The sequence below is a fragment of the Pseudomonas sp. BF-B-26 genome, from assembly GCF_019956495.1.
GTDB lineage: Bacteria > Pseudomonadota > Gammaproteobacteria > Pseudomonadales > Pseudomonadaceae > Aquipseudomonas.
This window is the reverse complement of record NZ_JAHBDP010000077.1, coordinates 55,152-67,869: the sequence shown is the minus strand read 5'-3', so window position 1 is coordinate 67,869 and position 12,718 is coordinate 55,152. Positions and strand designations below refer to the sequence as shown.

9 protein-coding genes are annotated in these 12,718 nt (G+C 59.7%); 2 read left to right on the top strand and 7 right to left on the bottom strand.

Features of this window, described 5'->3' with window-relative positions; all coding sequences use genetic code 11:
• Window positions 1–182: 182 nt before the first annotated feature.
• Complete coding sequence (locus tag KGB03_RS16175; RefSeq protein ID WP_223527609.1) at window positions 183–1,007, top strand: SDR family oxidoreductase; 825 nt, start codon at window positions 183–185, stop codon at window positions 1,005–1,007.
• Between the two features lie 105 nt (window positions 1,008–1,112).
• On the opposite strand, the gene gbcB is transcribed toward KGB03_RS16175, so the two are convergent.
• Window positions 1,113–2,213, bottom strand: coding sequence for a glycine-betaine demethylase subunit GbcB (gene gbcB, locus KGB03_RS16170; protein ID WP_111448535.1), 1,101 nt, complete (start codon window positions 2,211–2,213; stop codon window positions 1,113–1,115).
• 282 nt (window positions 2,214–2,495) lie between these two features.
• On the opposite strand from gbcB, the gene gbcA reads away from it, so the two are divergent.
• On the top strand, window positions 2,496–3,791 hold the full coding sequence (gene gbcA / locus KGB03_RS16165) for a glycine-betaine demethylase subunit GbcA (protein ID WP_218538407.1): 1,296 nt from the start codon (window positions 2,496–2,498) through the stop codon (window positions 3,789–3,791).
• A 776-nt stretch (window positions 3,792–4,567) separates the two neighbouring features.
• Here the strand turns inward: gbcA and KGB03_RS16160 are convergent.
• The 6 genes from KGB03_RS16160 to dgcA all read right to left on the bottom strand — a co-directional run bounded on the left by KGB03_RS16160 (window position 4,568) and on the right by dgcA (window position 12,712).
• Window positions 4,568–5,749 carry a retropepsin-like aspartic protease gene (locus KGB03_RS16160; protein WP_223527607.1) on the bottom strand — a complete coding sequence of 394 codons (1,182 nt, stop codon included), beginning with the start codon at window positions 5,747–5,749 and terminating at the stop codon, window positions 4,568–4,570.
• A gap of 94 nt (window positions 5,750–5,843) precedes the next feature.
• A complete protein-coding gene (locus KGB03_RS16155) occupies window positions 5,844–6,410 on the bottom strand; it encodes a GNAT family N-acetyltransferase (protein WP_192409232.1) in 567 nt (188 codons plus the stop codon).
• A gap of 123 nt (window positions 6,411–6,533) precedes the next feature.
• Window positions 6,534–7,304 carry an electron transfer flavoprotein subunit beta gene (locus KGB03_RS16150; RefSeq protein ID WP_111448533.1) on the bottom strand — a complete coding sequence of 257 codons (771 nt, stop codon included), beginning with the start codon at window positions 7,302–7,304 and terminating at the stop codon, window positions 6,534–6,536.
• A 15-nt stretch (window positions 7,305–7,319) separates the two neighbouring features.
• A complete protein-coding gene (locus KGB03_RS16145; protein ID WP_218538405.1) occupies window positions 7,320–8,540 on the bottom strand; it encodes an electron transfer flavoprotein subunit alpha/FixB family protein in 1,221 nt (406 codons plus the stop codon).
• Window positions 8,540–10,489 (bottom strand): dimethylglycine demethylation protein DgcB, encoded by a 1,950-nt coding sequence (gene dgcB, locus KGB03_RS16140; RefSeq protein ID WP_223527606.1) that lies wholly within the window; start codon window positions 10,487–10,489, stop codon window positions 8,540–8,542. Before dgcB ends, KGB03_RS16145 begins: the two co-directional genes overlap by 1 nt.
• A gap of 162 nt (window positions 10,490–10,651) precedes the next feature.
• Window positions 10,652–12,712: a dimethylglycine demethylation protein DgcA gene (gene dgcA / locus KGB03_RS16135; RefSeq protein WP_008008115.1), complete on the bottom strand. Its 2,061-nt coding sequence runs from the start codon at window positions 12,710–12,712 to the stop codon at window positions 10,652–10,654.
• Window positions 12,713–12,718: the final 6 nt, after the last annotated feature.

The following is a 12,718-nucleotide window of genomic DNA, read 5'->3' as shown; positions in this document are numbered from 1 at the left end:
GCGTCAGGTCATTCAACACCTATGTTGAATGACACACCGCATTCGCGAGCAAGCCCGCTCCCACAAGGATCGCGTCTTTCAGCTCCTGACTGACTGGCCTTTAGGCACGCACTCTCACCGCAAATTACTTGGTCTACATTGAGTGGCGAGTCGGTCAGATAACAATAATCAGGAGCGCACGCATGTCATTGAAAGGCAAAACCCTGTTCATTACCGGCGCCAGCCGCGGGATTGGTCGTGAGATCGCGCTGCGGGCTGCGCACGACGGCGCCAACATTGTGATTGCCGCGAAAAGCGCAGATCCCCACCCCAAGTTGCCTGGCACGATTTTCAGCGTAGCCGCGGAAGTCGAAGCCGCGGGCGGCAAGGCGTTGGCCTTGCAGGTGGATGTGCGTGATGAAGTCGCGGTGCGTGAGGCGCTGACCAAGGCCAACGAGCATTTCGGCGGCATTGATGCGCTGATCAACAATGCCGGGGCGATCAAGTTGACCGGGGTTCAACACATCGAACTCAAGCGCTTCGACCTGATGCACCAGATCAACACCCGCGCCGTGCTCCTGTGCAGTCAGGCTGCCCTGCCCTATCTGAAAAAAACCAATGGTCACATTCTTAACCTGTCGCCACCGCTGAACCTGGCGACGAAATGGTTTGCCCAGTACAGTCCCTACACGGTGACCAAGTACGGCATGAGCATGCTGACCCTGGGCATGAGTGAGGAATTTTCCAGTTACGGAATCAGCGTCAATTCCCTGTGGCCGCAGACGATGATTGCCACCGCTGCCATCGAATTTCAGCTCGGGTCACGCGAGTCGTTCAAGCATGCGCGCACGCCGGCAATTATGGCGGACGCTGCTTACGCGATTCTGAGCAGCAGTGGTCGCCGCGTCACCGGTCGGTTGCTGATTGATGAGGAGATTTTGCGGGAGCATGGCGTGACCGAATTCGATCACTACCGCTTTGAGCCCGGCACCAACGACAAGCTGATGCCAGACCTGTTTGTGGACTGAAATAGCAACCCTTGTGGGAGCGGGCTTGCTCGCGAAAGCGGTGTGTCAGGCGACATCAATGTTGACTGTGCCGCCGTCTTCGCGAGCAAGCCCGCTCCCACAGGTTTAGAACTCGATGCGCACGTCGCCCTTCGGCACGCTGCAGCACGAAAGAATGAACCCTTCCGCTTCGTCTTCCTCGGTGATCCCGCCGTTGTGGTCCATTTCGACCTCGCCACCCAGCTTCATCACCTTGCACGTCCCGCAGATCCCCATCCCGCAAGCCTTCGGAATCAACAAACCAAGCTTGGCAGCCGCCGCATGCACGGTTTCACCCGGTGCAACACGAATGCTCTTGCCGGACGCGGTGAATTCCACCTGGTGCAGGTCTGCGATGTCGATGTCCGGTGCATCCGCGGCGATTTCGGCTTGCTCCACCGCATCGGCACGGGCTTCCGCTGGCGTAGCGCCGAAGGATTCCTCGTGATAACGCGCCATGTCAAAGCCGACCGCTTCGAGCATGCGCTTGACCGCATTCATATACGGCGTCGGGCCGCAGCAGAAGACTTCGCGCTCCATGAAGTCCGGCGCCATCAGCTCGAGCATCTTGTGGTTCAGGTACCCGCGATAACCGGCCCACGGCTCGCCCAGACCATGCTTCTCGCAGATCAGGTGCAGGCTGAAGTTATCGATCCGCGACGCCATATGTTCCAGCTCGCGGTGGTAAATGATGTCTTTGGGCGAACGGGCGCTGTGGATAAACACCATGTCGACGTTGCCGTTGGTGTCGTAGAACCAGCGCGCCATCGACATGACCGGTGTGATACCGACGCCACCGCTGAGGTACAGCACCTTCGGCGCGGGGAAGTCCATGGCATTGAACAACCCCACCGGCCCGTGCACCGCCAGCTCCTGGCCTTCGTGCAGGGTGTCGTGCAGCCAGTTCGACACTTTGCCGCCCGGCACACGCTTGATGGTCACCGAAAAGCTGTACGGCACCGACGGCGAGCTGGAAATGGTGTAGGAGCGCATGATCGGCACCCCTTCGATTTCCAGCTCCAGGGTGACAAACTGCCCCGGTTTAAAGAAGAACAGGATTGGCTGGTCAGCCATAAAGCAGAAGGTGCGCACATCCCAGGTTTCCTGGATGACTTTGACGCAACGGACGATGTGTCGACCATTGGCCCAGGTCTGGGTGGTTACCGGATTCAGGAAGCTGTTGGACATGCTGTTCTCCACCGCCGATGGTCGGCCTTATGTTGGCGATTCTGCGTAACGTGCGAACCACCCATTTACCTATCTGCGACATTCACATACTTATCGCGACCAGCCCACATCTACCGGGGGTTGCGCGTCGGGAACAGATTGGGCCATGTCGCCCATGGATAAGGTTCTGGCTAGCGCCGGCCCCACACTCGCTCCATACCAAGACACAACCTTTACACCTTGCGTAGCAAACCTGATTAGCCACTTTCGCCGGCCACACAGAATGGCCTTGAGGATTAAATGATGGACGTCACCACTACCCTGAGCCTGGGCGATCCGCTGGAACCCGCACGCAAGGCCACCGCGCAGATGCTGCAAGAGCGCGAGCGCACTTTCTCGCTGCCGCAGCCGTTTTACTCTGACGAGCGGCTATTTGATATCGACATGCAGGAAATCTTTCAGAAAGAGTGGTTGATCGCCGGCATGACCTGCGAAATCCCGACCAAGGGCAACTACCTGACCCTGCAAGTCGGCAAGAACCCGATCATCGTGATTCGCGGCGCAGACGGCATAGTCCATGCGTTCCACAACGTCTGCCGCCACCGCGGTTCACGGCTGTGCACCAGTGAAAAAGGCAAGGTCGCCAAACTGGTCTGCCACTACCACCAGTGGACGTACGAACTGGACGGTCGCCTGCTGTTCGCCGGCACCGAAATGGGCGCCGACTTCGACATGAAGCAATACGGCCTCAAACCGGTAAACGTGAAGACTGCCGGCGGCTACATCTTCATCAGCCTGTCGGAGAACCCGCCAGCCATTGATGACTTCCTGTCGACGCTGAACCATTACATGGAACCGTACGACATGGAAAACACCAAGGTGGCGATTACCACCACCTTGATGGAGAAAGCCAACTGGAAACTGGTGCTGGAAAACAACCGCGAGTGCTACCACTGCAACGCGTCGCACCCGGAACTGCTGAAAACCCTGCTGGAATGGGACGACGTCACCGACCCGCGTGCCGACCAGGCCTTCAAGGACCACGTCGCCGCCTCCGCCGCTGCCTGGGAAGCCGAGAAGATTCCTTACGCCCACGCCAGCTTCGGCCTGCGTAACCGCATCGTGCGCATGCCGCTGCTCAAAGGCACCGTGTCGATGACCCTGGACGGCAAACAAGGCTGCGCCAAACTCATGGGCCGGATCAAAAACCCGGACCTGGGCTCGATGCGTATCCTGCACCTGCCGCACTCCTGGAACCACTGCATGGGCGACCACATCATCGTGTTCACCGTGTGGCCGATCAGCGCGCAGGAAACCATGGTCACCACCAAGTGGATCGTCCACAAGGACGCGGTCGAAGGCGTGGACTACGACGTGGAGCGCATGCGCCAGGTCTGGGATGCGACCAACGACCAGGACCGTCGCCTGGCCGAAGAGAACCAGCGCGGGATCAACTCCACGGCTTACCAGCCAGGCCCTTACTCCAAGACCTATGAGTTTGGCGTGGTGAATTTTGTGGATTGGTACAGCGAGCGGTTGCTGAACAACCTTGGGGCAGAGCCTGCTCCATACCTTAAAGGTGTGCCGGTTCAGGGCTAACCTCAAAAGCCTCGCGAGCAAGCCCGCTCCCACAAGGGATCTTCAGTGCGTCATAGATCCAGTGTGGGAGCGGGCTTGCTCGCGAAAGCGCCCTCCCAGTCACTGCATCCCTCTCCCGCGAAACCCTCTCCCCCTATAGAACTGTACGAAATATGATCTATTACGTTCAGGCCTATACACCACATGGCTCCCAGCCTTTAGCAAACAAGTTATCCACACCTCCACCCACAGCTATTGGGGACAAGTGTGGATTTCGTGGAAACTTTCTCCACAGAAACTGAAGAAAATCCGTGACTTATCCAGAAGCAGGGTTTTGAACAACGATTGGTTGTTTTTTGATCGAAAGCTTGAAAGGCACGTTATACGTGGCTTGCAGAGGATGGCGAACACCTTATCCACAGAAGCGCCAACAGACTTTGGGGGCAACTTGGGCGGATCTGTGGAAAACCGCTGGAAGCCGCGATAAATCGGGGTTTGCGCGAGGTTTACCGGCTTAAAACGATGATTTGATCGCTTTTTGATCAGCCGCCTGATAGGCCCGTTTTATATGGCCTGCAGAGGACAGCAAACATCTTATCCACAGATGCGCTAACAGAGATTGGGGGCAAGTATTGGCTTGCGTACAAAGTTATCCTCTGGAAAAAGCCTGAAAAAACCGCAAGTTAGGCTGGTTGTTTTTTGTACGAAGGGTTGCAGGGCCTGGTTTGTATGGGGTGTAGCGATGGGCGAACACGTTATCCACAGAAGCACTAACAGGGATTGTGGGTAACCACGATTCAGGTCCTGTTGAAACACGACCATCCCGAGTCGATATCCAGATTCAACTCATAATCATTGAATGCCCCCCACCCAAGCAAAAGCGAAGGCACGTACTGACCCCGCAATAACGACGCAGGAATCGTAAAGTCCGGGTAGTAGTTGTAGGTGATCGATTGGATATGGCCCGCCAGGCTCAATTCACCCTTGAAGGTTTGGGAACGAGGTTCATCGGTGACATGAACGGATGAGTTGCCCGGCGAGGACGACGTCAGGTAATCAACATTGCCCGTGTCGATAATCACCGGCGTGGCCCGACGATCCAGGCGTGCGGCAATGGTCAGTCGTTGATTAATGTCCATGCGCGCGTAGCTAATTGGCGAATCGCATCGCGCGGGAGGTTCGGCGTTAACCTCCAGCGTCTTTTTGGTGACCTTCAAACGCCCCAACTTACCGATCAGATCAAGCCCCAGTAAGTTTTCCCGGTCGCTGACAAACACCAGGACGTTTCTGAACTCGCTTGTACCTATCGTTAAAGACTCAAAGATCCCGAGTTTGGCAGACAGGTCACGTTCGCCATAAAACGTGCTGTAGCCATAGTGAGAGTCGGTTAACAACCTGATGCCCATCAGCTTCGCGGTGTCGTTGTTGACCCGCGTTTGCGGTGCACCGGTGTCCAGAATGAAGCGCGACGAAACACCATTGGCCGCTTTGACATCGAGGTAGGGCAGCACATCGTCAGTGACGTGACTGTCGCTGGCGTAAGGATGAATCGCCAGCACCTCGTGTCGCTTGGTTCTTGTCACCGAAAAATCGCCGAGCCTGCGCAGGGTCGCGAGGGATTCGCTGCCGAACATGGAGAACATCGCGTTGAGCTCAGGGTCATTCGCGATTGCCTGAGCATGACGACGCTTGATCGCCAGATAGTACTCGGGGATCAGGTTTGCGGTTTTGGCCTCGAACATTCGGGAGAAAACGGACACTGAACAATTCAGGTTTTTTTCAGCATCCAGCACCTTGTCGCATTGCTGTTTCATCTGCGCCAGGGAGGCTTTTTGCCCCTGTTCAGACGCCAGCCATTTGTAAAAATCCGGATCTTCCTTTCTGGTATCCGCTATCGAACGCGTGGTTACAACCAGAAAAAACACAACAAGCATCACGCCACAGATCAGACAGGTCTCACGTCGACTGACCGCTCCCATGTTCAACCCATTCTTGAAAACGAGTGTGAGGAATTAGCGCTGCTGCCACCCCGCCCTGCTCATGGAAAGCCAGCTCATAGAAAAATGTAGCTCATCAGGGCCGATACATCAGATAGGCCTCACCCGTGACCCGAATCATCGGATGGGGCGTGATCTGGCAGGTATCGACGATACGAAAGCCATGTCGCTCGTAAAACCGGCGGGCGCCGGTGTTCACCGCGTAGTCGATCAGGCTCAAGCCATTGAGCCCTAGCTGGTTGGCACGGTCGTAAGCGTAGGCGAGGAATTGCTTGCCCAGGCCCTGGTTTCGCCAGCCTTCATGCAGCGCGAGGCTGGAGATGTAGAGGGTGTCGGGGATTTCCATTTTGGCGTACGGCGCCAGGACTGGGTCGGTCACTGGAGGCGCCAGTGGGTCGTGACGCATCACGTAGCTGTGCATCATGCCGATGACTTCACCCTCGGCCTGCGCAATCACGCAGTTTTGGTAAGAGAAATCGACGTCTTCACGGGCGTAGCGACTGGCCCCGACATCCAGCAAATCCTGACCGGGTTGTGCCAGTTGGCTCCAGATGTAATCTGCAGCGCCCTCTGAAGAAATCTGAAACAAGCGAGCAATCTCCCGCGCATCCGCGCGCAGGGCCGAACGAAATTCAACGGTCATTTGTTATTCCTTGTGGGAGCGGGCTTGCTCGCGAAAGCGGTGTGTCAGACAACATCAATGTCGACTGAACCGCCCTCTTCGCGAGCAAGCCCGCTCCCACATTAGATCTGTATTGGGTATTCGTTAGCGGACCACGCCTTCTTCGATCAGCAACTTGAGGATCGCCTCGGCACCTGCTTGCGCAGTCACGCCTTTAAGCACCTGCCCGCCGCCACCGCTGGCCTTGGCCGTCGCGGCTTTCATCCGGTCCGCGCCGCTCTTGGCCTTGATCACCTTCAAGCGTTTAGGCCGTGGCTTGGCCGGTTGCAGCGTGGCGACCGCCAGCAGTGCGTCGTCGATCACTTCGACCTCATCCGCCTGCAACACCCCGCGTCGAGCCGGGCCGTAGGCGCTCTGCCGAGGTTTCGGCGCAGCGTTATCCACAGTTGCAAGGAACGGCAGCCGCACTTTCAACCGACGGCGCTGACCGCGCGGCAAGGCTTGCAGCACCAGCGCTGAATTGCCGTCGATGGATTCAACTTGAGCCAGCCCGACTACCAATGGCCAGCCCAGGCTTTCCGCCAGCAGGAACGGCAACATGCCCGAGCCTTCACCGGTTTCCGCCTGGCTGCCGGTCAGCACGACCTGCGCCCCGGCATCACGCAAATACGCAGTCAATGCCGGCAGCGCATCGGCGCCTTCCGGTTGCTCCAGCACATGCAGCTGTTCCAGGCCCATGCCCAAATAGGCACGCAATGCGGGTTCCGCGACGTCACCGGCATGCAGCACTTGCAGGTTATCCCCAGCCAATTGCAGGCCCAGCTCCACCGCCCGCGCATCCTGCTCCGCGCGACGTGGCCGGCCGGAGGTCGGGTGGGCGCCGATGGACACCAGGCTGATGATTTTCGTGCTCATAACCCTTTCCTTCCCTTAAGCCGCATCGCGCTTGGCTTCATTGCGGTAAGCCTCTACCGCATCGATCAAGGCTTGAAGAATCTCGGCGCTCTCGCCGATCACCGACAAGTCGGCCCGTTTGATCATGTCGCAGCCAGGGTCGAGGTTGATCGCCACCACCTTGTCGCAGGCACCGATGCCTTGCAGGTGCTGGATCGCCCCGGAAATCCCCACCGCCACGTAAACCCGCGCGGTGACCCAGGTGCCGGACGCACCGACCTGACGGTCGCGCGCCATGAAGCCATCGTCCACCGCCACTCGGGAGGCGCCTTCGGTCGCGCCCAGCGCTTCGGCGGTCCTGTGGAAAAGTCCCCAGTCCTTGACTCCGTTGCCGCCGGAGAAGATGAACTCGGCTTCGGCCATCGGAATCGCCGCCGGGTCCACTGCCACCGCGCCCAGATCCTCGATGCGCGACAAGCTGCGCGCCACGGCTGTGGATAACTCCACCGGCAAGGCTTCGTGACGGGTTTCGCTGACCGGTTCGGCGCATTCGACGGCAGCCAGAATCAAGCGTGCCACCGGGCGCGCAAGGTCTTGCAAACCGGCACCGGCGCGGCCGATGCATTCCTGATCCTTGACCTGCCAGACCCGGGTGGCCGGGCGTTCGCCCAGCGCGGCGGCAAAGCGTCGACCCAATTCACCACCACCGCTGCGACTGTCCGGCAGCAACCAGTGACGCGGGTTGAACTGGTTATCCACAGCCCGCAGCCCCTGGACCCGTTGTTCCGGTGCATAACCGCTGAATTCTTCGCCATCGAGCACCAGCAAGCGATCGACGCCAGCAGTGGCGAAAGCGTTTTCTTTATGTTCGCCAAAGACCACGGCCAATACCGCGCCGTCCTTGCCGGCCAACTGATGAGCCAGGCCGAGCAAGTCGCGGTCGTGGCTGCTCAAGCGGCCGCCGACCATGTCCGGCACCACGTTGATGTAGAACGCCGGTTGCGGCACTTGATGCAGCGGCAATTGCACTTCAACCGCGGCCGAGCGTTTAGTCGCCCCACCCTGTTGAGCGCCGCTGCGGTCGATTCGCTTGATCCCGTTGGGACCGATAAAACCGATGCCATGGGGATTCTTGCGGATGACGCCGTTAGGCCCCATCCAGCTGTGTTGCGCCGGTTGCATGGCCGCGTGCAGCGGGTGCAGACGGTTGCGGGCGATCCATTCAGCGCGTGGGTCGCGGCGGATAATGTCGCTCATCAATGCACCTCCGCAGGTTCACGTTTGGCCGGTGCTGAAGGCTTTCCCGGCGCGGTGTCTTCAAGCAACGCGTCCGCCACCAGTTCGGCGATGTCCTTGATCAGCGGCCGAGGTTCGACCACGCCTTCGAGCATCGCGGTGCACTGTGGACAACCCACGGCCACCAGTTCGGCGCCGGTTTCGCGGATGTCTTCCATGCGCATGTCGGGGATCCGTTGCTTGCCCGGGATGTCGGTGATCGGCGCACCGCCACCACCGCCGCAGCAGCGCGAGCGGAAACCGGAGCGTTGCATTTCCTTGATCTCGATGCCCAGGGCACGCAGCACTTCACGCGGCGCCTCGTATTCGCCGTTGTAGCGGCCGAGGTAGCACGGGTCGTGATAAGTCACGCTGCTGCCTTTGTGCTGACCAAGGTTCAGGGCGCCAGCGCCGATAATTTCCGCCATGTAGGTGCTGTGGTGCTGCACGAGGTAGTTGCCGTCGAAGGCGCCGTATTCGTTTTTCAGCACGTGGAAGCTGTGCGGGTCGCAGGTGACGATGCGGTTGAAGCTGTATTTGGCCAGGGTCTGGATGTTGCGTTTGGCCAACAGCTGGAAGGTCGCTTCATCGCCCAGACGTCGGGCCACGTCACCGCTGTCGCGCTCTTCGAGGCCCAGTACCGCGAAGTCGACCTTGGCCGCTTTCAGCACTTTGACGAAGGCGCGCAGAGTGCGCTGGTTGCGCATGTCGAAGGCACCGTCGCCGACCCAGAACAGCACGTCGACCGACTTCTTCTCGCTCATCAGATTGAGGTTCAAGTCCGCCGCCCAGTTCATCCGCCCACCCGGGGCGAAGCCGCCAGGGTTGTCGGTGGCGATCAGGTTTTCGAGGACTTCGGCGCCCTTGTTCGGGGTCGCGCCTTTTTCCAGGGTCAGGTGACGGCGCATGTCGACGATGGCGTCGACGTGCTCGATCATCATCGGGCATTCCTCGACGCAGGCGCGGCAAGTGGTGCAGGACCACAAGGTTTCAGCGTCCACCAGGCCGTTGACGATCGGTTGATGCGGGTTACCGGCGTGTTCGCCGATCGCCTTGCCTGGATACGGGCTGCCGGCGAACTTGGCATCGGTGCCACCGGCCAGGCCAACGACCATGTCCTGAATCAGCTTTTTCGGGTTCAGCGGCTGGCCGGCGGCGAACGCCGGGCACGCGGCTTCGCACTTACCGCACTGCACGCAGGCGTCGAAGCCGAGCAGTTGGTTCCAGGTGAAATCCTTGGGTTTTTCCACGCCCAGTGGCGCGGTTGGGTCGTTCAGGTCCAGCGGTTTCAAACCGGTGGAGCGGCCGCCACCAAAACGTTCGGCGCGACGGTGCCAGGCCAGGTGCAAGGCACCGGCGAAGGCGTGCTTCATCGGCCCGCCCCAGGTCATGCCGAAGAACAACTCCGATACGCCCCACAGCACACCAACGCCGAGGATCGCAGCGACCACCCAACCGCCGAAGTTTTCCGGGAGGATGCCGGCGACCGGCAGGGTCAACAGGAAGAAGCTCGCAGAGAACGCCAACAGGCTTTTCGGCAGACGCATCCATGGCCCTTTGGAAAGGCGAGCCGGTGGGTTGCGACGACGCAGGAACATGAAAATCGCACCGACGAACATCACCGCCGAGGCAATTAGCAGGGCAATACCGAGAATGCGATTGTGCAGGCCGAAACCGTGAACCAGGATCGCCAGCACAATGGACGCCACCGCACCGCCAGCCGTGGCGACGTGAGTGTTGGCGATGTATTTGTCCCGCGCTACGACATGGTGCAAATCGACCATATAGCGCTTGGGCATGGCGAACAGGCCGCCGATCAGGTCGACTTTCGAAGCCCGGCCTCGGCGCCACATAGCCACCCGCCGCAACGCGCCGAGGACGGCAAGGCCCAGGGCTGCGAACAACAGGATTGGAAGAAGGGTGTTCAACATGGTGGAGCTCCCAAAGACCTCGGGGTCTTGCAGGTCGAGATGCCTTACTCGGTTCCTGTGGGAGCGGGCTTGCTCGCGAAGACGGACTGACATTCAACATCGATGTCGTCTGACCCGCCGCTTTCGCGAGCAAGCCCGCTCCCACAGGGTTATGTGCAAGCCTTAGAAATCCTTACAGAGCCTCAACGCGTCGTAGATCGCCGCGTGGGTGTTGCGCTGCGCCACGCAGTCGCCGATGCGGAACAGCAAGTAGCCGTCGCCCGCCTGGCTCAGCGAAGGTTGTGGCTTGATCGCGAACAGGGCTTCGATGTCCATCTGGCCTTTGTTGCGCGAGCCTTCCTTCAAGGCGTAGTAGATTTCTTCGTCCGGACGCACGCCGTTTTCGACGACGACCTGGTCCACCACCCGCTCCTCTTTGGCGCCGGTGTATTCGTTTTCCAGCACCGCCACCAGCTTGTCGCCTTCGCGGTAGACCTTCTCCAGCATCATGTCCCCGGTCATGATCACTTCTTTGGGGTACATGCTGCGGTAGTACGTCGGGAACGAGGTGCCGCCGATGGCCACGCCCGGTTTGATGTCGTCGGTGACGATCTCGACCTGGCTGCCTTTGTCGGCGAGGAAGTCGGCGGTCGACATCCCGGTGAACTCGCAGATGGTGTCGTAGACCAGCACGTTCTTGCCCGGTGCGACCTTGCCATCGAGAATGTCCCAGCTGCTGACCACCAGGCCTTCAGCCGCGCCCCAGTGCTCGTTCTGCTCCAGGAATGGATGGCCGCCAACGGCGAGCACCACCACGTCCGGACGCAGGTCGAGAATGGTTGCCGCATCGGCGGCCACACCCAGGCGCAGGTCGACTTTCAAACGCGCCAATTCCAGCTGGAACCAGCGGGTGATACCGGCGATCTGGTCGCGCTGCGGAGCTTTCGACGCGGTAGTGATCTGGCCGCCGATGAATTCTTTCTTCTCGAACAGGGTCACGTCGTGGCCACGTTCGGCCGACACACGCGCCGCTTCCATCCCGGCAGGACCGGCACCGACCACCACGACTTTGCGCTTCACACCGGTCGATTTCTCGATGATGTGCGGTACGCCCATGTATTCACGGGAGGTCGCGGCGTTCTGGATGCACAACACGTCCAGGCCCTGGTACTGACGGTCGATGCAGTAGTTGGCGCCGACGCATTGTTTGATCTGGTCGACCTGACCCATTTTGATCTTGGCAATCAGGTGCGGGTCGGCGATATGGGCGCGGGTCATGCCGACCATGTCCACGTAGCCGCCTTCCAGAATACGGGTCGCCTGGTTCGGGTCCTTGATGTTCTGCGCGTGCAGAACCGGGGCCTTCACCACTTCCTTGATACCGGCCGCCAAGTGCAGGAACGGCTCCGGTGGATAACTCATGTTCGGGATAACGTTGGCCAGGGTGTTGTGGGTGTCGCAACCCGAACCCACCACGCCGATGAAGTCGATCATGCCGGTGTCGTCGTAGTACTTGGCGATCTGCTTCATGTCCTCGTGGGACAAGCCGTCCGGGTGGAACTCGTCACCGCACAGACGAATGCCGACGCAGAAGTCCGGGCCGACTTCCTTGCGCACAGCCTTGATCACTTCCAGGCCGAAACGCATGCGGTTTTCGAAGCTGCCGCCCCATTCGTCGGTACGTTTGTTGACGCGTGGGCTCCAGAACTGGTCGATCATGTGCTGGTGCACGGCGGACAGCTCGACGCCGTCCAGGCCACCGGCCTTCGCCCGTGCGGCGGCGCTGGCGTAGTTGCCGATCACCCGCCAGATTTCTTCCGGCTCGATGGTTTTGCAGGTCGCACGGTGCACCGGCTCACGGATGCCCGACGGCGACAGCAGGGTTGGCCAATGCTCACCGTCCCAGCGGGAACGACGCCCCATGTGGGTAATCTGGATCATGATCTTGGCGCCATGCTTGTGCATGGCATCGGCCAGGTTCTGAAAGTGTGGAATGATCCGGTCGTCGGCCAGGTTGACCGACTTCCACCAGCCTTGCGGGCTGTCGATGGCCACACTGGAGGAACCACCACAAATCGCCAGGCCGATCCCGCCCTTGGCTTTCTCTTCGTAATACTTGACGTACCGGTCGGTGGTCATGCCGCCGTCGGTGGCATAAACCTCGGCGTGCGCGGTGCTGAGCACGCGGTTGCGGATGGTCAGTTTGCCGATCTGGATCGGCTGGAACATTGCTTCGAAAGCCATGGCGGG

Bases quoted from the DNA above. Each gene is read 5' to 3' on its own strand.
- KGB03_RS16175 (WP_223527609.1), top strand. From the start codon at position 183: ATGTCATTGAAAGGCAAAACCCTGTTCATTACCGGCGCCAGCCGCGGG.
- gbcB (WP_111448535.1), bottom strand. From the start codon at position 2,213: ATGTCCAACAGCTTCCTGAATCCGGTAACCACCCAGACCTGGGCCAAT.
- gbcA (WP_218538407.1), top strand. From the start codon at position 2,496: ATGGACGTCACCACTACCCTGAGCCTGGGCGATCCGCTGGAACCCGCA.
- KGB03_RS16160 (WP_223527607.1), bottom strand. From the start codon at position 5,749: ATGGGAGCGGTCAGTCGACGTGAGACCTGTCTGATCTGTGGCGTGATG.
- KGB03_RS16155 (WP_192409232.1), bottom strand. From the start codon at position 6,410: ATGACCGTTGAATTTCGTTCGGCCCTGCGCGCGGATGCGCGGGAGATT.
- KGB03_RS16150 (WP_111448533.1), bottom strand. From the start codon at position 7,304: ATGAGCACGAAAATCATCAGCCTGGTGTCCATCGGCGCCCACCCGACC.
- KGB03_RS16145 (WP_218538405.1), bottom strand. From the start codon at position 8,540: ATGAGCGACATTATCCGCCGCGACCCACGCGCTGAATGGATCGCCCGC.
- dgcB (WP_223527606.1), bottom strand. From the start codon at position 10,489: ATGTTGAACACCCTTCTTCCAATCCTGTTGTTCGCAGCCCTGGGCCTT.
- dgcA (WP_008008115.1), bottom strand. From the start codon at position 12,712: ATGGCTTTCGAAGCAATGTTCCAGCCGATCCAGATCGGCAAACTGACC.